The following is a 21,492-nucleotide window of genomic DNA, read 5'->3' as shown; positions in this document are numbered from 1 at the left end:
CGAAGTGAGCGTTTGCTAATCCGAAAAGACGGTGCCGACCGAAGCGCTTGCGGCCGCGATCGTTTGGGTACATGCATGCGAACACTGGCGCTCGAGGAGTGAAGATGTCGGCGGGTCCGGAGTGTCCGAAGCGGATGGAGTTCGGGCCGTGCGGCGGGGTGCGCCCCGACGGCCAGTGCGAAATGCGGCCGGGCGCGTGCGCGTTCGACCACGTGGTGGCTTGGTCGGGCCACCAGCCCGCGCCGCGTCGTGTGCGCGCACCGATGGTGCTGACCGACTTCAGCTGCACCCCGTTCGATCGCGACGACCTCGCGGCGACCGCCGCCGTTCTGGCGCCGGGATGCGACGCGGTCCTGGTCGGCGAGCACCAGAACAAACCCGACTTCCCGCCCACCCTGCTGGGGTCGCTGCTGCTCGACGCCGGCGTGACGCCGTGGATCACGTTGTCGTGCCGCGATCGCAACCGCGTGGTCCTCGAGCAGGAACTGCGCGGGTTGCGCAGCGTCGGCGTCGAGACGGTGCTGTGCGTGACCGGCGACGGGCGCGGCTATGACGTGCGCCCGGACGTCACGCAGACCTTCGACCTCGACGGCCCCCGGCTCGTGTCGCTGGCCGCGTCGACCGGAGTTGTCGCCGCGGTGCCCGAAACACCGACCGCCCCGCCCGTTCATGCCCGGCCGGCCCGGCTGGTCGAGAAGCAACGGGCCGGGGCGAGCCTGGCGGTGCTCAACCATGTGCCCTTTCCCGACATGGTCGCCGGTTTCATGACGACGGCGCGCGCGGCGGGGCTGACGATCCCCGTGATCGCGGCGGTCGCGGCGTTCACCGACACCGTCTCAGCGGCGGTGCTGCAGGGCTTGCCCGGGCTGGAACTCGATCAGGCCGTGACGGATCGGGTATTGAGCGCGGCGGATCCGGTGGGCGCCGGGATCGCCGCGGCGGTGGACGAGGCCCGGGCGCTGCTGTCGATCGACGGCGTCGAGGGCGTCAACGTGTCCGGCCCGGGGTCCGCGTCGGGCCCGCGCATCGGCGCGGAGATCAAGGCCGAGATCGGGCGGCGGATACGGGAGGAGTACCGATGACAGAAGCGATGGAGGCGGAGTTCGACACCGTCGCGGAGTGGACGGCGCGGGTGGCCGCCGACCTGGGGCCGGAATACCACGTGCCCGCCGGCTGCCGTGGGAGCGGCAGTCCGAACGCCCTGGACTGGCTGATCGAGCGGATGGGGCTGGCGTCCGGCGCCACATTGCTCGACTCGGGGGCGGGCGTCGGCGGGCCCGCCGCCTACGCGGCGCGCGCCAGGTCGGTGGTGCCGGTCCTGGTCGAGCCCGAAGCCGGTGCCTGCCGCGCGGCGAGGAAACTGTTCGGCTTTCCGGTGGTGTGCGCGGAGGGGGCGGCCCTGCCCATCGCGGAATCGAGTTTCGACGCGGCGTGGGCGCTGGGCGTGCTGAGCACCACCCCGGATCAGCTCGCGGTGCTCGAGGAGTTGCGGCGCATCGTGCGGCCGGGCGGGCGCATCGGCTTGCTGGTCTTCCTCGCCCACGCCGACATCGCGGACGAGGTACTGGAGGGCAACCATTTTCCGAGGCCCGAGGGGCTGCTCGAGCTGGTGGCCGAAGCCGCGCTGCGCGTCGAGAGCCGGCTCGGCACCGCGGAGCTTCCGGCGATCTCCGATACGTGGAACCAGCGGATCGACACCGTGACGCAGGCCCTGAGCGACCGGTACGGGGACACCGAGGCCTGGCAGCTGGCCGAACGGCAGAGCGCGCAGATCGGGCGGCTGCTCGACGACGGGACGCTGACGAGCGAGCTGTTGGTGCTGCGGTCCGCCTGAACGGCGACATCGGTTATGGCGCCTCGCGGAACGCGGCGGTGATCTCGGCGACCCTCGGGTCGGCGCGCAGCTCCTCCAGCGTCTTCGGCAGCGGCAGCCGCCAGTTCGGGTACTCGTCGACCGTGCCCGGAAGGTTGGGTTGGCGGGGTTCGCCCAGCACGTCGTAGGGCGAAATCAACTTGAGGCGGCTCGGTGTCGCGGCCAGCAAGCGGTGCATCGCGGTGATGATCGCCGCTTCGTCCGGGTCCGGGCCCGACAGCAGCCCCTCGGAACGCAGCAGCTCCACCCACTCGGCGCGCTCCTTGTCGGCCACCGACTGCTCGCCCGGCACGTCGTCGAGCAGGCCGAGGTCGGCGCGGACGCGCACGTGTTCGCCGCGCAGGAAACCCGCCGCCGTCGGCAGGTCGTGGGTGGACAGGCTGGCTGCCGCCCGTGACGGCCACTTAGCCGGCGGGAGCAGCGGCTCGCCCGCCGCGGATTCATCGCGGGTGAACCAGGACACCGCGCACCCCAGCATCTCGTTGTCGGCCAGCGCCCGGGTCACCTCCGGTTCGACGGTGCCCAGATCCTCGCCGACGACGGCGGCTCCCGCCCGGTGCGCTTCCAGCGCCAGGACAGCGAGCATGACGTCGGCGTCGTAGTGCACGTAGGTGCCGCGATCCGGGCCGTCCCCCGGGGGAATCCACCACAGCCGCCACAACCCGGCGACGTGGTCGATCCGCAGCCCGTCGGCGTGCCCGAGCACGGCACGCAGCATGTCCCGCAACGCGGCGTAACCGGTCGCGGCGAGCCGGTCGGGCCGAAACGGCGGCAGGCCCCAATCCTGTCCGCGCGGCGTGAAGTTGTCCGGCGGCGCCCCGATGCTCACGCCGGTGGCGAGCACGTCGGCCAGCGCCCACGCGTCCGCGCCGTCCGCGTCCACCCCGACCGGCAGGTCGTGCAGCACGCCGAGCGCCATGCCCGCATCGCGGGCCGCGTCGCGCACCGCAATCAGCTGCTCCTCGCAGCGGTGCTGTACCCAGGCGTGGAACGCCACCCGCGGCGCGAGTTCTCGCCGGGCCGCCGTCACCGCCGTCCCCGCGACGTCACGCAGCGGGGTGGGCCAGCGGGTCCACCGGCCACCGTGCCGCTCGGCCAGTGCGCAGTAGGTGGCCCAGTCGCGCAACCCCGCGCCGGGGGCCGGGCCGTCCAGCGGGCTGGGCCGGCCCTCGGCGCGCCACAGCAGCTCCAGCGCCGACCGCTTGGCCGCCCACACGAGGTCGTAGTCGATGGGGTCGGTGGCCGACGAGACCCGCAGCGCGTCCACCTCGGCGCGGGTGTCGGAGTCGGCTCGGCGATAGGCGTCGAGATCCTCGACGCGCAGCGCCAGCGGATTGGCGAACCGCCGGCTGGAAGGGGTGTAGGGCGACGGCTGGACGGGATGCGTCGGGCCGGGCGCGTGCAGCGGGTTGAGCAGCACCGCCCCCGCCGCGTGTTCGGACGCGGTCCAGTTGAGGAACTCCTTGAGGTCACCCAGATCGCCGACGCCCCAGGACCGCGACGAGCGCAACGCATACAGCTGCAGCATCCAGCCCCAGGTCGCCGGTGTCGGCGGCACCCGCGGCGGGGCGGCCACCACGGTGGCCTCTTGCCCGTCGCGCAGGTGCAGCCGGTACCAGCCCGGGGTCAGGTCGGTGGGCAGCTCATCGCGCAGCTCGGTCCGGTCGCCGTCCTCGCTCACCAAGAGGGCGGCGCCGGGCAGGGGCCGGGGGCGCCCAGCGACGCGCACGGCGATGGTGGGCGCCAGGGCACCCGCACGGTCGCGCTCGGCGAGCCTGGCCAGCTCGCGGCGCCGGTCGGCTTCGCCGGCGGCGTCGACGTCGAACAGCGCCAGCACCCGGATCACCACGTCCGCGTCGACCTCGACGGGCTCGCGCCGCTCGTTGCGGTAGGACGTCGCCACCCCGTGTGCCGCCGCCAGCCGGCGCAGGTCATCGGGAACCGGCTTGGGCCGCGCCATCAGCGCGCCGGGCCGACGGGGGCGACGGGATGACGACGACGGACAAGCACAACGCATATATACCCACCGCGCCGATTCTCACACGGAATTCCGAAAAACGTTCCAGGTCAGCAGGTTTCGCTCAACGACCGGTGGCCTGGAAAATGACCCGCCGAGCGATCTGCACGGCATGGTCGGCGAAGCGCTCGTAGAACCGGCCCAACAGGGTGACGTCGACCGCCGCGGCGACGCCATGGGTCCACCCGGGATCCATCAGCTCCGCCAGCAATCCGTGGTGCAATTGGTCCATCGCGTCGTCGTCTCGGCGAATCTGAGCCGCCCGGCGAGGATCCTGGGACAGCAACACTTCTCGCGCACCGCCGGCCAATTGCCCGGCCGCCGCGCCCATCTCGGCGATCTGCCGACGCACGTCGTCGGGCACGGCGGGACGCGGATGGCGCATGCGCGCGATCTCGGCCACGTGCACGGCCAGCGCGCCCATCCGCTGCGCGTCCGCGGCGATCCGAATCGCGCTGACCACCGCCCGCAGGTCGGTGGCCACCGGTGCCTGTAACGCCAGCAGCGCGAACGCGGTCTCCTCGACGCGGGCGTTGACGGCGACCATGTCCGCCTGGCCCGCGATGACGCGTTCGGCCCGCACCAAGTCGGCGTTCAGCAGCGCCTCCGTGCCGTGCGCGACAGCCTCCCCGGCCATCGCGCACATCACCCCCAGCTGCTGGGTGAGGGTCCCCAACCGCTGGTGAAAAGCGCTCCTCATGCCCTTAGAGATTGGCCGGGACACGCAAAATAAACGTGACGAAGTGCTGATTGGCCGTTTCGCGAAAGGCCACCCGAATGCGCGCCCTGGTCAACGTGTTTCGTTGACGCCGGCACTACCTCACGTCGTCGGCCAGCGCGCGCGCCTCCCGCTCACTTTCCACCGCGGGCCCCGACCCCGGCAGCGGCTTCCCGGCCACCTCGGGGGTGAACAGCAGCGTGACGGCGCCCACCAGGCCACCGAAGATCAGCATGTAAGCGGGCGCCATGACATTGCCGGTGCCGGAGACCAACGCCTGGGCGATCAGCGGTGTGGTCCCTCCTACAGCCGATATCGAGATGTTGTAGGAGATCGCCAGCGATCCGTAGCGCACCTTGGTGGGGAACAGGGCGGGGAGCATGGCGGGCGCGGTGCTGTCGAAGCACAACTCCATCAATCCGATCAGCAGCACGCCGATGAAGATCACCGGATAGATGCTGCCGAAGCGGATGAGCAGGAACGCCGGAATGGACCCCACGACCAGCAGTGCGCAGCCCGTCCACATGATCGGTTTGACCCCGATGCGATCGGACAGCGCCGCGACGAGCACAACGGTGGCCATCAGGATCGCCAAGGTCACCACGATCATGACCAGACCGGCGGTGTGGCCAACGCGCACGAACAGCTTGAGATATGTCGGCAGGTAGCCGGTCAGCATGAAGTCGGCGACCTGAGAGGTGAGCACCAGAGCCGCGCAGATCAGCAGGCCCCGCCACTGGTCGACGACCGTGCGCCGGAATTGCTGCCGGCGCCCGCCCGACGGCTGCGCGTCCTGGGTCGCGTCCTGGTACGCGGACGACTCCTTGAGTCGCAGCCGCAGAAAAAGCGCGAACAGGCCAAAGGGCGCGCCAAGGAGCAGCGGGATCCGCCAGCCGTAGGCCAGCATGGCGTCGTCCGGCAGCCAGGTTTGCAACCCGGTCACCATCATCCCGGCGAGGACGAACCCGACCAGGTTGCCCATCGGCAGGAAGCCGACCATCATGCCGCGCTTGTGGTCGGGCGCCTGCTCGACCAAATAGGTCATGGCGCCGACGTATTCACCGCCGGTCGACAGGCCCTGGAAGACGCGGGCGATCACAAGCAGGATCGGCGCCCAGATCCCGATGGCGCTGTAGCCGGGCAGCAAACCCGTCACGGTCGTGCTCACCGTCATCATCAGGATGGTGACGACGAGAACCCGATGTCGTCCGATGCGGTCCCCGAGCGGACCGAAGATGAACCCGCCCAGCGGGCGCACCACGAAAGCCGCCGCCAGCGTGCCGAACGTCGCGATGAGGTGGACGCCGCTGACGCTCTTACCGGGATAGAAGACCTGGGCGATGGTGGTGGCGATGTAGCCGTAGACCCCGAAGTCGTACCACTCCATGAAGTTGCCGATCGCGGTCCCCATGATGGTTCGGCGCATGGCCGGGTCGGCGACTCGGATGTCGTCGCGTGCCCACTTCTTCCGGCGGCCCCGTGCAGTCATCGACAGATTGCGTACCCAGAAGTCTCGTGGGCGGAACAAAGCGCACTCCCAACCGGCTCTATCGTCTCCATCGGCCGGTGGCCGATCGTAGCGACCGGGCCAGGTCGACGGGAACTCACTGACCTTTGAGGCTGCCGATGCGGAGCGAAAAGTCCGGGGGCCCGGACCGCCCCCGAGGTACCGACGGGTTGCCGGCCCCGATCTCCTCGACATAGCGCTGCGGGTCGCGGTCGACGATCGGCAGCCCCTCGGTGGTCGGATGTTCGGCCATGAAATCGCTGTACTGCTGCCCCAGCGCTTCGCGAAGGCCGATGGGGGCGGTCCGCCGGAAATCGGACAACCCTTCCCGCTCCTCCTCGCTCATGTGGTCGTCGTTGGCCTCGCGGGTGCGGCCCACCGCCGCCCACCACTGCTCGGTGCCGACGCGGGCCGCGTTGGCGTCGCGCACCCCATCGCGAATGTCGTTGTGATCCCCGATCGCGTCGAGCGTCTCGCCCTCGGCGTCGTCCGAGCCCCGCTGCAGCAGTTGCGGGTAGAAGATCTTCTCTTCGATGTAAGCGTGCACGTCGAGCTTGTCGGCGAGGGGACGCCAGACCCGGGCCAGCGCGGTTTCGTCGGTCGGCGTCCGCGCCTGCAGATAGTCCAGCGCGGCGAACTGTTCGCGGAACCACTCGTGGTCGGCCAGGATCAGCATCGTGATGTCAGTCATACCGACGCCCCGCCTCCCTCACCGCTACGGTCCGCGGCCATGGTGTCCCATGGTGGCGGACCAGTCAACCGGCCGGGAATGCGCCATCGGGGCGGCGTACACCGGGCGGATACACTAGGGCACCGGCATGTCGATCGAACTCGCTCGCATGCCGCTGAACCCCACCGACGTCAGAGGTTGTTTGTGCCGGAAAACCGCAGCGAGCCCGCAAGCCTAGAGCCGCACTTCGAGGACGTGCAGGCGCACTACGACCTGTCCGACGAATTCTTCGCGCTCTTCCTGGATCCGACGCGGACCTACAGCTGCGCCTACTTCGAACGCGACGACATGACCCTCGAAGAGGCGCAGCTCGCGAAGGTCGACCTGTCGCTCGGCAAGCTCGGGCTGCAGGCCGGTCAGACGCTGCTCGACATCGGCTGCGGCTGGGGCACCACGATCGTCAGGGCGCTCGAGCGTTACGACGTCAATGTCGTCGGCCTGACGCTGAGCCGCAACCAGCAGGCGCACGTGCAGCAACGTCTGGACCAGCATCCGAGCCCGCGCAGCAAGCGGGTGCTGTTGCAGGGCTGGGAGCAATTCGACGAGAAGGTGGACCGCATCGTGTCCATCGGCGCCTTCGAGCACTTCGGGCGCGACCGCTACCCGGACTTCTTCAAGATGGCCTACGAGGCGCTGCCCGCCGACGGCGTGATGATGCTGCACACCATCATCCAGCCCAGCCGCGAGGAGTTCGCCGAGCGCGGGCTGCCCATCACCATGACCAAGCTGCGGTTCATGAAGTTCATCATGGACGAGATCTTCCCGGGTGGGGACCTGCCCGCCGCCGAGACCGTCGTGGCGCACGCCGAGCGCGTCGGCTTCGGCGTCAAGCTCGTCCAGCCGCTGCGCCTGCATTACGCCCGCACGCTCGACACCTGGGCCGGCGCGCTCGAGGCGCGCCGCGACGAGGCCATCGCGATCCAGTCGCAGGAGGTCTACGACCGGTACATGAAGTACCTGACCGGTTGCGCCGACCTGTTCCGCGAGGGCTACACCGACGTCGCGCAATTCACCCTCGCCAAGGGCTGACCCACCCCGCCACCGATCCGGCCGCCCGGTGACCCGTCGCCGGATCGGTTTATCAGCCGTGCGGCCGGGGTAAAACCACGAGCAACAACCTGTCTCGGTGTGCGCCGACCTTCGTCGGCGCAAAACCGCAGGGAAGGATTGATCGTGAGTGCCAGGCATCGAATGAGCGCGACCGCTGAGCAAAGAAGGACGGTGGATCGACGCGCGGGCCGCGGGTCGGGCGTTGCGGCGGCATGCGAGATGTTTTCCGGCTCGGTGCTGTGCGCCGCGGCGTGTGCGGCCCTGGTGCTCAACGCGCCGCACAGCGAAAGGCGCATGGTCGAGGCGAGCCAGGAGCCGCCGGCCGCCGCCCAGCCCGTGCGCCAAGAGGGCACCGTGATCGCGGTGTCGGCGGGCTCGGTCACCGCGCGCAGCACCAACGGGTACACGCAGACCTACCTGGTCACCCCCGACACGGCCCTCATCGGACACGGCGGTCAACCCGCCGGCAGCGCAAAGCATTTCGCGGTCAACGACCACGTGGACATCGTCGGGACCATTCAGGACGGGACGGCCATGGCCACCGCGGTGGCCGACCGTGACGCCGGCCGGGGGGATGGGCCGCCGATGGATTACCTTGACGGGCAGATAGTTCCGGCCGGCCGCGGCTGACAGCCCGGCGACGCGAAAAACCCGCATCGCGCGGACTCCGCTGCGTCCCTGCGCCCCATCCCGCCTTTCGAACCCGCCCTCTCCGGCCTAGTCTCTATGCCATCCAGCCAGAGGAGGCCGATGAGCGAGCACGAAGTGAAGATGGTCATTCTGTCGACCGATGACCTCGACGAGTCGATCCGGTTCTACAGCGAGACCCTCGGGATGTCGCTGAAATTCCGCGACGGGGCGCACTTTGCCGCCCTCGACGGCGGGCCGGTCACCCTCGCGCTGGCGACCGCCGTGGACCATCCCATCCCCGGTCAGGTCGTCGTCGGCATCAAGACCGCCGACGTCGACGCCGCGGCGAAGGCGGTGGAGGCCAGCGGCGGCGGCATCGTCAAGGGGCCCTATGACGACGCCCACGAACGCCGCGCCGTCGTTTACGACAACAAGGGCAACGGCCTGGTCTTCTACCAGCCGCTCGCCCGCTGACAGGCGCTATTTGCCGGTGCGCTCGCGGTGCCTGCACCCGGGCCAGCAGCACGGACGGCGCTTGCCTTCCTCCAGTTCCTCCTGCGTCCGGCGAATGCGGCGCCGGCGGGTCGCCTCCTGCTTGGCGTCCTCGACCCAGCAGATGAACTCGTTGCGCGCCAACGGCGTGATGTCCTTCCACGCTGCGAGTGCGGCGGCGTTGCCGACCAGCGAATCGCGCAGGTCCTCGGGAAGCTTGTGCACCACACCGCCGGGTATCCGCTGGCTGCTCATGGGCTCAGGCTAACCCGCCGCTGATGACGCGCAGCTGCGCGCAGTCCCCGACGCGCCGCGTGGCTAAGAAGGCAAATGCGCGCTGTCGTCATGCAATTCGTTCCGGCGCAGGGTCATCGGTGTGAGAGCCGGCACATCGCCGCCGGCGACCACGGCACGGGTGATCGGCGTGAGCGCCCGGAAAAGCGCCTCCACCTCGTCGTCGCCGAGCGCGTCGAGGGCCGACAGGGCGAGGGCATCGGTCGACCGTTCGATGTGGTCCTTCAGTTCCCGGCCGGCGGCGGTGAGTGAGCCGTCCTCGCCAAGCAGGCCCCGAGCGGCCAACCGGTGCTCGTGGTGCCGCCACGCCGCCTCGTCGTAATCACGGGTGCGCGCGATGTACTCGCGCGGAACGCCGCCGGCGGCGGCATGCAGGACGTTGGATTCCCGCCCCGAGATGCCCGCGGCGGCCAGCACCGCCACGTGCCCGTCGCCGCGATGTTCGCGCAGCAGCGTCGTCGCGTGCCACAGCGCGGCCAGCGGATCGTCGGGCCACGGCAGCGCGAGGTTCGCGGCGAACAGCGGCCTGGCGTCGAGCGGTGCATGCCGCGCCGCCTTGCCAACCAATTCCGCTGCGGTTACGACGTTTTCATCGACACCGTAGCGACGCAGCGCCGCGACCGCGGACTCCTGCCGGGCGCGTAACGCCGCGCCGGGGCCGGCGACCTCCCACGCCGCGGGCAGCGCCTTGGCGACCCGCTCGGGCGCGAAGTTGTAGAAGATCGCGGCCACCACTTCGCGCGGCACCATGCCCAGCGGCGCGGAACGGGCCGCGAAGTAACCCATCCAGAAACCCCGGTAACCCAGCCCGTCCAACGCCGCCCGCGCCTCCGGCGCGAAATACGTCACCGCATGCACCGGCTCGAAGCGATCGAAGAAGCGCCGCGCCAGCTCCGGTTTCCTCTGCACGGTCGCAGTTAACCACACCCGTCCGGCCGGGCGGCCCTGATGACGGCACGACGGATCGCCTCGTACCCCGTGCAGCGGCACAGGTTGGAGGTCAGCAGTTCCCGCAGCCGCTCCGCGTCGTCGACGATGCCGGGGTCGGTGGCCAGCGCGCCCGCCGCCAACATCAGGAAACCGGGTGTGCAGAAGCCGCACTGCAACGCGTGCTCGGCGGTAAACGCTTGCTGCAGTGGATGATCGGTGCCGTCCGGCGCGGCGAGCCCTTCCACTGTGCGGATCTGCCGCCCGTCGCATTGAACGGCGAACATCAGGCAGGAACGCACCGCTTCGCCGTCCACCAGAACCGTGCACGCCCCGCACACACCGTGTTCGCAGCCGAGATGGGTGCCGGTCAGTCCGCATTCTTCGCGCAGCGCGTCGGCCAGGGTGCGCCGCGCCGGCACGTCGATGACGTACCGGCTCGCGTTGACGGTCAACGCGACGCGCACGCCGTCATCCATGGGCCCTGGCCTGGCCGAGGGCGCGGCGGGTGAGCACACCCACCGCGTGCCGCTGGTAGGCGACGTCGGCATACGGGCGGGGGAGCGGGTCGGCGTCGCGTTCGGCAGCGGCACGCCCCGCCGCGGCGATGCTGGCGTCGTCGAACGGTCGCCCGATCAACGCCGCCTCGGCCGCCCCGGCACGCACCGGGCGGTCCGCCGCGTTGACCAGTCCGACGCGGGCGGACGCGACCTGGCCGTCAGCGATGGTGACGGCCACGGCCACGGCGAGTTCGGCGAAACTGGCGTGGGTGCGCCGATGTTCGACGAACCCGACGGCCGTGCCGGGCGGGAGCAGCGGCAGGCGCACCTCGGCGAGCAATTCGTCCGGGCTCCGGATGGTGGCGAACGGGCCGGTGAAGAAATCCGCCGCGCTGACCGTGCGGCGACCCCGCGAGCCGGCGAGCTCGAGTTCGGCTCCCAACGCGACGGCGATCGTCGGCCATTCCGCGGCGGGGTGGGCGTACGCGAGACTGCCGAGCATGGTGCCCCGGGCGCGGATCGGGGGGTGGGCGATGTGGTGGGCGACGCGGCGCAACAGCTCCCCGAGCGGGCCTGGCGTGAAACGGGATTCGAACGCGCGGTGCCTGACCAGCGGCCCGACCCGCAGCGCGGTACCGTCGCAGGCCAGGCGATCGAAGCCCGCCACGCCGTTGATGTCGACCAGCCGGCGCGGCCGGGCGGCGCGGAAGTTCATCTCCAGCACCAGGCTTTGACCGCCGGCCAGCACGCGAGCGTCGCCGTCGGCCAGCGCGGCCACCGCCTCGTCGACGCCGCGCGCCGCGACGTAGTGAAACGGCGCCGGCTTCATCGAGCCGCCCGCCAGCAGGTGTAGGGGGTCAGCGGCATCTGCAACCGGGTGGGGTCGTCGATGCCGAGCGCGTCGACGACGGCGTTGACGATCGCGGCCGGGGCGCCGATGCAGCCGGCCTCGCCGGCCCCTTTCGCGCCCAACGCGGTGTTCGGGTTGGGCGTGCAGGTTTCCGCGAAGCGCAGCGGCGGCAGCTCGGAGATGGTCGGGATCAGGTAGTCCAGCAGGCTGAGCGCGGCCGGGTGACCGTCGGCGTCGTAGTGCACCTGCTCATACAACGCCTGCCCGATGCCTTGCACCGTGGATCCGTACCCCTGTCCGTCGACGATCAACGGATTCACCACGACGCCATAGTCATCCACGGCGACGAGCTTGAGCACGGTCACCTCGCCCAGCTCGGTGTCGACCTCGACCACGGCAACATACGCGCCGAACGGGAACGCCTCCGGCGGCGCGAAGATATCGTCGGCCCGTAGCTGCCCGGCCGCGGCCAGGTCGGCCAGGCTCATCGCGCGGCCGCCGGCGTGCACCTGGCCCTTGCGGTATTCGACGTCGGCGACCGGCACCGCGCACACCTCCGCCATGCGCCGCCGGGCGGCGTCGATCAACCTGCCGGCCGCCCGCTGCAACGCCGCGCCGCCGGTCTGCATCGACCGGCTGGCGAAGGAGCCGATGCCCTGCGGGATCACGGCCGTGTCCCGCTCGACCAGCTGCACCCGTTCCACATCCACCTCCAGCACGGCGGCCACCACCTGAGGGAACGACGTCTCGTGCCCCTGCCCCGTCGAGCAGCACCCGGACAGCGCCAGGAACGTGCCGTCCGGGCAAGCCTCGACCGCACCGAACTCCTCGCCCGCGCCGGAGCGCTCGACGTAGGTGCACAGCCCGACGCCAATCGGCGGCTCGCCGGATGCGCGCCGGCCCGCCTGCTCGGCTCGCCACCCCGCATAGTCGGCCTCACGCACGGCCACCCGCAAGGCGCCCGCATAGTCGCCGCTGTCGTAGGTGTAACCGGTCGGAGCGGGATACGGAAATGCTTCGGGTGCAACGAAATTGAGGAGGCGCAGGGCTATCGGGTCCATTCCGAGCCGACGGGCCAGCGAGTCGACGGTCCGCTCGATCGCCGAGGCCGCCTCGGGACGCCCGGCGCCGCGGTACGGGCTGGTCGGCGCGGTGTTGGTGACCACGGCCCTGGCGCGCACATGCACGTGTGGAATCGCATATGCGCCGGTCGCCATCAGCGACGTCGCCGTCGGCACGAACGACCCGGTGTGCGGGTAGCCGCCGACGTCGGCGTCGACGTGCAGCTCGTAGGCGAGGATGCGCCCGTCGGCTGTCGCGGCCATGCGCACGCGCTGGTTCTGGCCCCGGCCGTGCGGCGGGCCGGTCAGCGCCTCGGCGCGGTCCTCCAGCCAGCGCACCGGCCGGTTCAGGCGGCGGGCCGCCGCCACCACCGCGAGATACTCGGGCCAGGTCTCACTCTTGCCGCCGAAGGCCCCGCCCACGTCGGGCACGATGACGCGGACTCGCTCGGGCGGCAGCCCGAACGCAGCGGCCAGGTCTCGGCGGAGCCGGTGCGGTGCCTGGTGCGAAACCCACACGGTCAGACCGGCGTCCGGCTCCGGCCGCACCAGAATGGCCCTGGCTTCCAGGAACATGTGCGAGATCCGCTGCTGACGGTATGCGGCCTCGACCACCACGGCCGCTTCTCGCCACACCGAGTCGTCGATGGGATCACCAAACTCCTTGTCGGTGGCCACATTCGTCATGCCCGGGAACAGTTGCACCGCGCTGGCGGCGGCCTCGGTGGGGTCCAGCACGACGGGCAGCGGCGCGATGTCGACCCGCACCGCGTCACGGGCGTCCTCGGCCAGATAGCGGTCGGTCGCGACGACGACGGCCACCGGCTCCCCGACGTAGCGCACCCGTCCCGCGGCCAGGGCCGGCCAGGGCCGGCCCCGAACGGAGTCCGGGTCCAGCATCGGGGGAGCGTCCGGAAGAGACGGAAGGTGGTCGTGTGACCAGACGCCGGCCACGCCCGGCAGCGCCCGCGCCGACGCCAAATCGGCGCCGCGTAGTTCACCGTGCGCGACCTCGCTGCGGACGAAGACGGCGTCCAGGCAGCCGGGGAGACGCAGATCGCCGACATACGAGCCGGCGCCGCGCACGAGTCGCGCGTCCTCGCGGCGCTGCAGCCGCGCACCGATCATCCGGCCCATTTACCCACCTATCCGCGGGAACAAACGAATCACCAGGCGACTCAAAGCCTCAGCAGACGCTCGGCGTTGCGGTGGGCGATCTTCTCCCGATCGTCCTCGCCGATGGGCATCCGATCGAGGAACTGCCGGCAGGCCCCGATGTTGCCATAGGGATAGTCGGCGGTGAACACGACGCGGTCGATGCCGATGACGTTGACCATCGCCAGGTAGGCGTTGAAGGACAGGCTCCAGCTGGGGTCCATCGTGCCGGGCTCCTGGGTGAAGAAGTCGCCGGCGAGGATGCCGCCGTAGAAGTTCTCCCGCAGGTACTCCTTGACCGTGCGTTTGAGCCCGGTCTGCTCGGTTGGAAACGAGTAGTCGGTCCGCCAGCCCATCCAACTCAGCGCCTCGAAGTGGTGGCCCACGATGACTTGCAGCCGCGGGAAACGGTCGAACACCCCGCCCAGGATCAGCCGCAGGCAGTGCACGCCGGTGTCGATGTGCCAGCCGACCCCGGCGCCCGCCAACCGCGCCGAGACCTTCGGGTCGAAGCCGGCGTAGTAGGCGTCGATCACGGGCCGCGGCGGAATGGTGGGATGCAAAAAGATTGGCACGCCGAGTGTTTCGGCGGACTCGAAGACCGGCCAGAAAAAGGTGTCATCGAGGTAGCGGCCGTTGACGTGGCCGTTGATCAGGGCGCCCACGAAGCCGTGGTCGCGCACTGTGCGTTCGAGCTCGGCGGCCGCCGCGGCGGGGTCGCGCATCGGGAGGGTGGCGAAGCCGCGGAACCGGTCGGGATATTGGCCGATCGCGGCGGCGACCGCGTCGTTGGCCCGCCGCGCCAACTCGACCGCGGCCGCGGGATCCAGCGTCTCGGGGCCCGGGACCGAGTGCGAGAGGATCTGCATGTCGACGCCCGCGGCGTCCATCGCAGCGATCCGGCCCTCGCCCAGGTCGTTGATGCCGGGCGGCCATTCCCCTTCGGCGCCGGGGGACCCATAACCGGCCGCCTTCAGCAGCGCGGTCGCCGAGTCCTGCCCCTCTTTATGGTGTTCTTCGCCGATGGCCGGAAGTTTGTAGTGCTCTTCGATGCCGATGACCTTCATCCGTCTCCTTCCATCCGTGGACAGCCACGAGGCCGGCGCGCAGGGCGTTCAACCGGGGTACCCCCTGCCGGCGGGCCGCGCCGTTTTGGACGCCGAATCGTGGCGCGCGGGCGGCGTCCGCATAGTCTCGACCCGTGACCATGCCGTACGACGAGGCGCTGCGCGAGCGGATCCGGGACCATCTGGCGGCCCATGACCGCCGCGAGGCGACCGACCCGACGAAGCGGCACGCGGCGGTCGCCGTGGTGCTGGTCGATTCGGTCCTCGGCGAGGACCGCGTCGACCCGGTGCCGGTGGACGAGTGGATCGGTGACCGCCCGATGCCCGAGCCCGGCCTGGACGGCCGGATGATCGGCGTGTCCGGTGGCGCTGCTTTCCTGTTGTGCCGCAGAGCATCCCGTCTCAGCTCCCACGCGGCGCAGTGGGCGTTGCCCGGCGGCCGGCTCGACCCGGGCGAGACCGCCGTCGACGCCGCGCTGCGGGAGTTGCACGAAGAGGTCGGCATCGCCCTGCCCGGCTCGACCGTGCTCGGCCTCCTGGACGACTACCCGACCCGGTCCGGGTACGTCATCACCCCCGTCGTCATCTGGGGCGGCGGACGCCTCGACCCCCATCCGGCACCCGACGAGGTGGTGGCGGTGTACCGAGTGGGGTTGCACCAATTGCAGCGCGACGATTCGCCGCGATTCATCACCATCCCGGAGAGCCCACGCCCGGTCGTGCAGATTCCGTTGGGGAACGACCTGATTCACGCACCCACCGGCGCCGTGCTGCTGCAGCTGCGGTGGTGGTGCCTGGAAGGGCGCCACGACCCGGTCGACGAACTGGAGCAACCTGTCTTCGCCTGGCGATGACCGGCCTACTCCTCAACATGCGCGGACAGCCGGTGGTCGACGACGGCCAGCGCACGCTCGGCCCATCGAATGTTCTCTTCCTCGAACAAAATTCCGCGCAGCAGCGTCAGGTACGGACCGATCCGCTCGGCGTGCAGCAGAAAGTCCTGCTCGTCGCGTCCGTCGAGGAGCCTCGCCCGCAACCGTTCGTAGCGTTGCAGTTTCGCCGTCGCCCAGCGCAGGCGCTCGGCGACGAACTCGCGCACGGCGCCCGCGTCGCCGGCGTCCGCGGCCTGGACCTTCACCAGCAGTTCGTCGCGGATCGCCGACGGCTTCGGCGCCCGTGCGGTGAACTCCCGAACCGCGTCGCGGCCGGCCTCGGTCAGCGCGAACAGGCGCTTGTTGGGCCGGCGTTGCTGGTGCACGATCCGCGCGGAGATGAGACCCTGCTCGGCGAGCCGGTCGAGTTCGCGGTAGAGCTGCTGCGGGGTGGCCATCCAGAAATTGGCCACCGAGGCGTCGAATTCCTTGGCCAGGTCGTATCCGGACGACTCGCCCTCGAGGAGCGCGGCCAACACCGCATCGCGCAGCGACATCGGAAAAGGCTACAACATGGTGAGTATTCAACAAAGTGATTAATCACACTATGGACACGCAAGGGTTGGCGGCATAGCGTCAACGGCGCTGCTGAAACGAATCCACGAGGTGAGGTGTCGGATGCATCCGTTCCGCAAGGCGGTCGAAGAACGCGACGAGAAGGGCATCCAGGCGCTCCTGGCCGACGGCGTGGTGTTCACCAGCCCGGTGGCGTTCAAGCCCTACGTCGGCAAGCCGATCACCGCGGCGATCCTGCGCGGCGTCATGCGCGTCTTCGAGGACTTTCGCTACGTCCGCGAGATCCACGACGGCAGCGGTCGCGACCACGCGTTCGTGTTCGAGACCGGGATCGCCGGGGCACCGGGGCTCAAGATCACCGGGTGCGATTTCCTGCACTTCGACGAGGACGGTCTCATCGACGACTTCATGGTGATGGTGCGGCCGCTATCGGGCGCCAAGGCGCTGTCCGAGGCGATGGGCGCCCAGTTCGACCGCATCCAGCGGGAGGCGCTCGAACTGGCCGACGAGTTCACCACCGCGTAGGGGCGGACGACCATGCGAATCGGACTGGGCATCAACTACGCGGGCGGCTTCAAGGACGTGGCCGCCGAAGTGGCGGACCTCGAGCGCGCGGGACTCGACATCGTCTTTGTCCCCGAGGCGTATTCGTTCGACGCGGTGAGCGCGCTGGGCTACCTGGCCGCCAGCACCGACCGGGTCGAACTGGCCTCGGGGATCCTGCAGCTCTACACCAGGACGCCCACGCTGACCGCGATGACCGCCGCCGGCCTCGACTACGTCTCCGACGGCCGGTTCACCCTCGGCCTGGGCGCTTCCGGTCCGCAGGTCATCGAGGGCTTCCATGGCGTCCCCTACGACGCACCGATCGCCCGGACCCGCGAAGTGATCGATATCTGCCGCCAGGTGTGGCGGCGCGAACCGGTCAAACACCAGGGCAAGTACTACACCATCCCGCTGCCCGCCGGGCGGGGCACCGGACTGGGCAAGCCGCTCAAGCTCATCAATAAGCCTGTCCGGGAACGCATCCCGATATTGGTGGCAGCACTGGGCCCCAAAAATGTCGAGCTGGCGGCCGAGGTCGCCGAGGGCTGGCAGCCCATCTTCTACCTGCCCGAGAAGGCGCAGCAGGTGTGGGGCGAGGCGCTGGCCACCGGTCGGGCCAAGCGCGATCCCGCCCTGGGTGCGCTCGACATCTACGCCGGACCGGTGCTGGCTATCGGCGAAAACGTGGAACCGCTAAGGGATTTCGTCAAACCCCACCTGGCCCTCTACATCGGCGGAATGGGCGCCAAGGGAAAGAACTTCTACCACGCGCTGGCCACCAAGTACGGCTACGGCCCGCAGGCCGACCGGATTCAGGAACTGTACCTGGCCGGCGACAAGGACGGCGCCGCGAAGGTGGTGCCCGACGACCTGGTTCGCGACGTGAACTTGATCGGCAGCCGCGAGTTCGTCAAGGATCGCCTGGCCGCGTTCCGGGAGGCCGGCGTCACCACCCTCAACGTGTCGCCCATCGCCTCCACGCCCGCCGAGCGCGTCAAACTGATCGAGGTCCTGCGCGAACTGGTCTGAGCGCCGGGCGGTTACGCCTCCGTCGCCGCCGTCCCCGCGCGCGTCGGCGACGGTCAGCCGCGGCGGTGGGCGTCGCCCCGGAGGCGAACCGCTCGATTGAGGGCCGTCAGCAACGCCATCACGGCCAGCGCGGCGAGGATGCCCGTCGACACCGCCGGCCCGACCGTCGTCAAGATCAGGGGCAGGCCGAAGCCGACATAGGTCACCACGTAGAACGCGCCAACGAGCGCACCGCGCAAGCGCTTCGGCGCGGCGGCCTCCAGGTCGATCAGGCCCTCACGCAAACACAGTCCGGACGCGCACCCCAGCACCAGGAACAACGGCACACCCAGCGCCGGTGAGATGGTCGGCGGCGCCAGCGCGGTGACCCCATAGCCGATCGCGGCCAGCACCGCGCCCGCCGTGCCGGCTTGCGGGCCCCACCGGCGCGCGCGGGCGAGCACTTGGATCAGCCCGCTGACGCCGTTGACCAGCAGCGTGGCCACGCCCGCGGCCATCGGAGCCGCCAGCCCGGTGTGCACCCGCCCGGGGATCGTGATGAACCCGAGCGTCGCCGAGGCGAACACCCACGGCGCCAGCGGCATCGCCCAGGTCAACGCGCGCCCCGCGCCGCGGCCCGCGGCCGTCGGCGGCTCCCAAACCCGTGCGGTTGCCGGCGTTCCGGGTGCCACCCGCCGTGCCACGACGACCGCGGCCGCCATCGCCGCCAGCCCGACGGCGGCCGCGATGCCGAACGACAAGCGAATGCCGGATGGGCCGGCGCCGGCGATCAACCCGCCCGCGAACGGGCCGATTGCGAAGCCCCCCATCAGCACGGCCCCGGCGGTGGCCGCGCCGGCGGGACCTTTCAAGTCTGAGGCCCACGCGGTGCAGGCACTCATGGCCAACCCCACTCCGAGACCGACGATCAGGCGGCCCAGCAGCAGGACGTCGTAGTGCTGCGAGCACAGCATGGCCACCGTCCCTACCACGGCGGTCGCCGAACCGGTCAGCGCCACCGAGCGGCGTCCGAACGCATCCGACGCGCGACCGCCGGCGAGCAGACCCGGCAGCAGTCCGAGCGCGTAGACGCCGAAGATCGCCTCGAGGGTGGCCGGGCTGAGATGTTGCCGAACGCTCAGCAAGGGCATCAACGCGACGAAGTGGTTGGCGACCCAGCCGATCGACAGCAACAGCACCAGCACACCGGCGAACACGCGCCGGTCCGGATCCGGGCGGTCACCCGAGTCCCGGGCGGCCACCGGCGACGGCTGAGTGGACCCGTTGGACCAGGACACCGGCGTTTCCCCCTTCGGGTTCGGCTGCGTTCGGAGCGACGACCCCTAGAAGACCGTGCGGACCGGGCAGTTATTCCCGTTCGCCGGGGGCAACCGGGCCGGGGGGTTTCAATTCGGCCGATTTGGTGTACTGATACCACTACTGAAGCTCCAGGAAGGCAAACGATGAAGCAAATCGCGGCCGCCACGTTCGCGATCGCCGTGCTGCTGTCCAGCGCGTGTTCGGCCTCACAGGTCATCAACACCGGCGGCGACACCAAGTGCAAGGACTTCACCTCGCAGGACGAGAAGAAGCAGAACGACGAAGTCAGCAAGATGTTGAAGGACAAGAACGGCACGGACCCGTCCAATGCCGAGATCTCGGCCACCCGACTGTCGGCGCTGACGTACTGCCAGACACTGGGCAAGCCCGATACCAAGATCTCCGAGGCGCCGCACGGCTGACGGTCCTCGACCGGTGCGTCGGGCGCACGTCTCCGATGGACCGGACTGGCGAGCTCATCGCCGCGCGTGCGGTGCGACTGCGCCCGAGTCGGGTGTCCCGCTCGCGACTTGACGGCGGCCGACGTAGGCCTCGGCTCGCAGCCGCTCCACCATGTGCGGGTAGTGCAACTCGAATGCCGGGCGCTCCGAACGGATTCGGGGCAGCTCGGTGAAGTTGTGCCGCGGCGGCGGGCAACTCGTTGCCCACTCCAGCGAGTTGCCGTGACCCCACGGGTCGTCCACCAAGACGGGTTCGCCGTAGCGCCAGCTCTTGAACACGTTCCACACGAACGGCAGCACGGAGGCGGCGAGGATGAAGGCTCCGATGGTGGAGACGAGGTTGAGGGTCTGGAAACCGTCGGTAGGTAGGTAGTCGGCGTAGCGGCGCGGCATCCCGGAGTTGCCCAGCCAGTGCTGGACCAGGAAGGTGGTGTGGAAGCCGACGAAGGTCAGCCAGAAGTGCAGCTTGCCCAGCCGCTCGTCGAGCAGGCGCCCGGTCATCTTCGGAAACCAGAAATAAATGCCCGCATAGGTGGCGAACACGATCGTGCCGAACAGCGTGTAGTGGAAGTGCGCCACCACGAAATAGGTGTCGGTGATGTGGAAGTCGAGCGGTGGGCTGGCGAGCAGCACGCCCGTCAGCCCGCCGATCAGAAACGTCAGCAGGAAGCCGATCGCGAACAGCATCGGCGTCTCGAACGTCAACTGCCCCTTCCACATGGTGCCGATCCAGTTGAAGAATTTGATGCCGGTCGGCACTGCGATCAGGAACGTCATGAACGAAAAGAACGGCAGCAGTACGGCTCCGGTGGCGTACATGTGGTGGGCCCAAACGGCTATGGACAGCGCGGCGATCGCCAGCGTCGCATACACCAGCGTGGTGTAACCGAACAGCGGCTTGCGGGAGAACACCGGGACGATCTCGGAGATGATGCCGAAGAAGGGCAGCGCGATGACGTACACCTCGGGGTGCCCGAAGAACCAGAACAAATGCTGGAAGAGCATCACCCCGCCGTTGGCCGGGTCGTAGATGTGCGCGCCGAGGCGCCGGTCGGCCTCCAGGGCGAACAACGCGGCGGTCAGTAGCGGGAAGACGATCAGGACCAGCACACTGGTGACCAGGATGTTCCAGGTGAAGATGGGCATCCGGAACATGGTCATGCCCGGCGCGCGCAGGCACACCACGGTGGTGATCATGTTGACCGCACCCAGGATGGTGCCCAGGCCCCCGACGCCCACCCCGAGAATCCACAGGTCCCCGCCCGCGCCGGGGCTGTGCACCGCATCGGACAGCGGCGTATAGGCGGTCCACCCGAAATCGGCCGCGCCGCCGGGAATGATGAAGCCGCCCAACGCGATCAACGCTCCGCAGACGAACAGCCAGAACGACAACGCATTGAGTCGTGGAAATGCCACGTCGGGTGCGCCGATCTGCAGGGGCAGCACGAGGTTGGCAAACCCGAAGACGACCGGCGTCGCATAGAACAGCAACATCGCCGTGCCGTGCATGGTGAACAGCTGGTTGTACTGCTCGTTCGACAAGAACTGCAGCCCGGGCCGGGCCAGCTCGAGGCGCAGCAGTAACGCCATCAGGCCGCCGATGAAGAAGAAGACGAAGCACGCGACCATGTACATGATGCCGATCATCTTGTGGTCGGTCGTGCTGATGACTTTGTAGATCAGGTTGCCCTTGGGTCCGATCCGATCGGGAAACGGCCGACGGGCCTCGAGGGCGGGGGTGGGCGGCGCCTCAGCGGTCATGCGTAACCTCCACACGTCCGGATGCCGGACCGGTAATCATCAAGCCGCCCAAGTATTCCGAGACGACGTCGCACCGA

The 21,492-nt window shown here is 69.6% G+C and carries 22 protein-coding genes; 9 read left to right on the top strand and 13 right to left on the bottom strand.

Features of this window, described 5'->3' with window-relative positions; translation table 11 throughout:
- Positions 1-104 precede the first annotated feature (104 nt).
- Complete coding sequence (locus BST44_RS19520; RefSeq protein WP_083178778.1) at positions 105-1,082, top strand: methylenetetrahydrofolate reductase C-terminal domain-containing protein; 978 nt, start codon at positions 105-107, stop codon at positions 1,080-1,082.
- Positions 1,079-1,834, top strand: coding sequence for a class I SAM-dependent methyltransferase (locus BST44_RS19515; protein ID WP_083178746.1), 756 nt, complete (start codon positions 1,079-1,081; stop codon positions 1,832-1,834). The genes BST44_RS19520 and BST44_RS19515 overlap by 4 nt, the downstream gene beginning before the upstream one ends.
- A gap of 13 nt (positions 1,835-1,847) precedes the next feature.
- Here the strand turns inward: BST44_RS19515 and malQ are convergent, their stop codons facing one another.
- The 4 genes from malQ to BST44_RS19495 all read right to left on the bottom strand — a co-directional run bounded on the left by malQ (position 1,848) and on the right by BST44_RS19495 (position 6,806).
- Positions 1,848-3,833: a 4-alpha-glucanotransferase gene (gene malQ, locus BST44_RS19510; RefSeq protein WP_083178745.1), complete on the bottom strand. Its 1,986-nt coding sequence runs from the start codon at positions 3,831-3,833 to the stop codon at positions 1,848-1,850.
- Positions 3,834-3,954: 121 nt separating this feature from the next.
- The gene (gene phoU, locus BST44_RS19505) at positions 3,955-4,590 is read right to left on the bottom strand and encodes a phosphate signaling complex protein PhoU (protein WP_083178744.1); all 636 of its coding nucleotides are present in this window, start codon (positions 4,588-4,590) and stop codon (positions 3,955-3,957) included.
- A 115-nt stretch (positions 4,591-4,705) separates the two neighbouring features.
- Positions 4,706-6,034 carry an MFS transporter gene (locus BST44_RS19500; protein ID WP_083178777.1) on the bottom strand — a complete coding sequence of 443 codons (1,329 nt, stop codon included), beginning with the start codon at positions 6,032-6,034 and terminating at the stop codon, positions 4,706-4,708.
- A gap of 178 nt (positions 6,035-6,212) precedes the next feature.
- Complete coding sequence (locus BST44_RS19495) at positions 6,213-6,806, bottom strand: hemerythrin domain-containing protein (RefSeq protein ID WP_083178743.1); 594 nt, start codon at positions 6,804-6,806, stop codon at positions 6,213-6,215.
- Between the two features lie 183 nt (positions 6,807-6,989).
- Between BST44_RS19495 and BST44_RS19490 the strand changes: the two genes are divergently transcribed.
- The 3 genes from BST44_RS19490 to BST44_RS19480 all read left to right on the top strand — a co-directional run bounded on the left by BST44_RS19490 (position 6,990) and on the right by BST44_RS19480 (position 8,999).
- Positions 6,990-7,874 (top strand): cyclopropane mycolic acid synthase family methyltransferase, encoded by an 885-nt coding sequence (locus BST44_RS19490; protein ID WP_083178742.1) that lies wholly within the window; start codon positions 6,990-6,992, stop codon positions 7,872-7,874.
- A gap of 192 nt (positions 7,875-8,066) precedes the next feature.
- Positions 8,067-8,525: a hypothetical protein gene (locus BST44_RS19485; RefSeq protein WP_244184874.1), complete on the top strand. Its 459-nt coding sequence runs from the start codon at positions 8,067-8,069 to the stop codon at positions 8,523-8,525.
- A gap of 120 nt (positions 8,526-8,645) precedes the next feature.
- Positions 8,646-8,999, top strand: a complete 354-nt coding sequence (locus BST44_RS19480) for a VOC family protein (protein WP_083178740.1) — start codon at positions 8,646-8,648, stop codon at positions 8,997-8,999.
- Between the two features lie 6 nt (positions 9,000-9,005).
- Here the strand turns inward: BST44_RS19480 and BST44_RS19475 are convergent, their stop codons facing one another.
- From BST44_RS19475 to BST44_RS19450, 6 genes are all read right to left on the bottom strand, one after another.
- Positions 9,006-9,272 carry a YdeI/OmpD-associated family protein gene (locus BST44_RS19475; RefSeq protein ID WP_083178739.1) on the bottom strand — a complete coding sequence of 89 codons (267 nt, stop codon included), beginning with the start codon at positions 9,270-9,272 and terminating at the stop codon, positions 9,006-9,008.
- Positions 9,273-9,335: 63 nt separating this feature from the next.
- The gene (locus BST44_RS19470; RefSeq protein WP_083178738.1) at positions 9,336-10,220 is read right to left on the bottom strand and encodes an SCO6745 family protein; all 885 of its coding nucleotides are present in this window, start codon (positions 10,218-10,220) and stop codon (positions 9,336-9,338) included.
- Between the two features lie 8 nt (positions 10,221-10,228).
- Complete coding sequence (locus BST44_RS19465) at positions 10,229-10,717, bottom strand: (2Fe-2S)-binding protein (RefSeq protein ID WP_208619839.1); 489 nt, start codon at positions 10,715-10,717, stop codon at positions 10,229-10,231.
- Positions 10,710-11,567 (bottom strand): FAD binding domain-containing protein, encoded by an 858-nt coding sequence (locus BST44_RS19460; protein ID WP_083178737.1) that lies wholly within the window; start codon positions 11,565-11,567, stop codon positions 10,710-10,712. The genes BST44_RS19465 and BST44_RS19460 overlap by 8 nt, the downstream gene beginning before the upstream one ends.
- Positions 11,564-13,786 (bottom strand): xanthine dehydrogenase family protein molybdopterin-binding subunit, encoded by a 2,223-nt coding sequence (locus BST44_RS19455; protein ID WP_208619838.1) that lies wholly within the window; start codon positions 13,784-13,786, stop codon positions 11,564-11,566. The genes BST44_RS19460 and BST44_RS19455 overlap by 4 nt, the downstream gene beginning before the upstream one ends.
- A 41-nt stretch (positions 13,787-13,827) precedes the next feature.
- Entirely contained in the window at positions 13,828-14,871 is a 1,044-nt protein-coding gene (locus tag BST44_RS19450; RefSeq protein WP_083178735.1) for an amidohydrolase family protein, read from the bottom strand.
- 134 nt (positions 14,872-15,005) lie between these two features.
- On the opposite strand from BST44_RS19450, the gene BST44_RS19445 reads away from it, so the two are divergent.
- Positions 15,006-15,725, top strand: a complete 720-nt coding sequence (locus BST44_RS19445; protein WP_083178734.1) for an NUDIX hydrolase — start codon at positions 15,006-15,008, stop codon at positions 15,723-15,725.
- Between the two features lie 5 nt (positions 15,726-15,730).
- On the opposite strand, the gene BST44_RS19440 is transcribed toward BST44_RS19445, so the two are convergent.
- Positions 15,731-16,300 (bottom strand): PadR family transcriptional regulator, encoded by a 570-nt coding sequence (locus BST44_RS19440; RefSeq protein WP_083178733.1) that lies wholly within the window; start codon positions 16,298-16,300, stop codon positions 15,731-15,733.
- Positions 16,301-16,421: 121 nt separating this feature from the next.
- Between BST44_RS19440 and BST44_RS19435 the strand changes: the two genes are divergently transcribed.
- Both BST44_RS19435 and BST44_RS19430 read left to right on the top strand, forming a co-directional pair.
- Positions 16,422-16,844, top strand: coding sequence for a nuclear transport factor 2 family protein (locus tag BST44_RS19435; protein ID WP_083178732.1), 423 nt, complete (start codon positions 16,422-16,424; stop codon positions 16,842-16,844).
- Positions 16,845-16,856: 12 nt separating this feature from the next.
- Entirely contained in the window at positions 16,857-17,894 is a 1,038-nt protein-coding gene (locus tag BST44_RS19430; RefSeq protein ID WP_083178731.1) for an LLM class F420-dependent oxidoreductase, read from the top strand.
- A 53-nt stretch (positions 17,895-17,947) separates the two neighbouring features.
- Here BST44_RS19430 and BST44_RS19425 read toward each other — a convergent pair whose 3' ends face one another.
- Positions 17,948-19,135, bottom strand: a complete 1,188-nt coding sequence (locus tag BST44_RS19425; RefSeq protein ID WP_439330741.1) for an MFS transporter — start codon at positions 19,133-19,135, stop codon at positions 17,948-17,950.
- A gap of 201 nt (positions 19,136-19,336) precedes the next feature.
- Here BST44_RS19425 and BST44_RS19420 point away from each other — a divergent pair, with 201 nt between their 5' ends.
- Positions 19,337-19,615: a hypothetical protein gene (locus BST44_RS19420; protein ID WP_065442929.1), complete on the top strand. Its 279-nt coding sequence runs from the start codon at positions 19,337-19,339 to the stop codon at positions 19,613-19,615.
- Positions 19,616-19,669: 54 nt separating this feature from the next.
- On the opposite strand, the gene ctaD is transcribed toward BST44_RS19420, so the two are convergent.
- Positions 19,670-21,415, bottom strand: coding sequence for an aa3-type cytochrome oxidase subunit I (gene ctaD / locus BST44_RS19415; protein WP_083178730.1), 1,746 nt, complete (start codon positions 21,413-21,415; stop codon positions 19,670-19,672).
- Between the last annotated feature and the right edge of the window lie 77 nt (positions 21,416-21,492).

It is taken from the genome of Mycobacterium scrofulaceum (assembly GCF_002086735.1).
Lineage (GTDB): Bacteria > Actinomycetota > Actinomycetes > Mycobacteriales > Mycobacteriaceae > Mycobacterium > Mycobacterium scrofulaceum.
This window is presented reverse-complemented; position numbering and strand designations above follow the sequence as displayed.

Bases quoted from the DNA above. Each gene is read 5' to 3' on its own strand.
- BST44_RS19520 (WP_083178778.1), top strand. From the start codon at position 105: ATGTCGGCGGGTCCGGAGTGTCCGAAGCGGATGGAGTTCGGGCCGTGC.
- BST44_RS19515 (WP_083178746.1), top strand. From the start codon at position 1,079: ATGACAGAAGCGATGGAGGCGGAGTTCGACACCGTCGCGGAGTGGACG.
- malQ (WP_083178745.1), bottom strand. From the start codon at position 3,833: ATGGCGCGGCCCAAGCCGGTTCCCGATGACCTGCGCCGGCTGGCGGCG.
- phoU (WP_083178744.1), bottom strand. From the start codon at position 4,590: ATGAGGAGCGCTTTTCACCAGCGGTTGGGGACCCTCACCCAGCAGCTG.
- BST44_RS19500 (WP_083178777.1), bottom strand. From the start codon at position 6,034: ATGCGCCGAACCATCATGGGGACCGCGATCGGCAACTTCATGGAGTGG.
- BST44_RS19495 (WP_083178743.1), bottom strand. From the start codon at position 6,806: ATGACTGACATCACGATGCTGATCCTGGCCGACCACGAGTGGTTCCGC.
- BST44_RS19480 (WP_083178740.1), top strand. From the start codon at position 8,646: ATGAGCGAGCACGAAGTGAAGATGGTCATTCTGTCGACCGATGACCTC.
- BST44_RS19475 (WP_083178739.1), bottom strand. From the start codon at position 9,272: ATGAGCAGCCAGCGGATACCCGGCGGTGTGGTGCACAAGCTTCCCGAG.
- BST44_RS19465 (WP_208619839.1), bottom strand. From the start codon at position 10,717: ATGGATGACGGCGTGCGCGTCGCGTTGACCGTCAACGCGAGCCGGTAC.
- BST44_RS19460 (WP_083178737.1), bottom strand. From the start codon at position 11,567: ATGAAGCCGGCGCCGTTTCACTACGTCGCGGCGCGCGGCGTCGACGAG.
- BST44_RS19455 (WP_208619838.1), bottom strand. From the start codon at position 13,786: ATGGGCCGGATGATCGGTGCGCGGCTGCAGCGCCGCGAGGACGCGCGA.
- BST44_RS19450 (WP_083178735.1), bottom strand. From the start codon at position 14,871: ATGAAGGTCATCGGCATCGAAGAGCACTACAAACTTCCGGCCATCGGC.
- BST44_RS19440 (WP_083178733.1), bottom strand. From the start codon at position 16,300: ATGTCGCTGCGCGATGCGGTGTTGGCCGCGCTCCTCGAGGGCGAGTCG.
- BST44_RS19435 (WP_083178732.1), top strand. From the start codon at position 16,422: ATGCATCCGTTCCGCAAGGCGGTCGAAGAACGCGACGAGAAGGGCATC.
- BST44_RS19430 (WP_083178731.1), top strand. From the start codon at position 16,857: ATGCGAATCGGACTGGGCATCAACTACGCGGGCGGCTTCAAGGACGTG.
- BST44_RS19420 (WP_065442929.1), top strand. From the start codon at position 19,337: ATGAAGCAAATCGCGGCCGCCACGTTCGCGATCGCCGTGCTGCTGTCC.
- ctaD (WP_083178730.1), bottom strand. From the start codon at position 21,415: ATGACCGCTGAGGCGCCGCCCACCCCCGCCCTCGAGGCCCGTCGGCCG.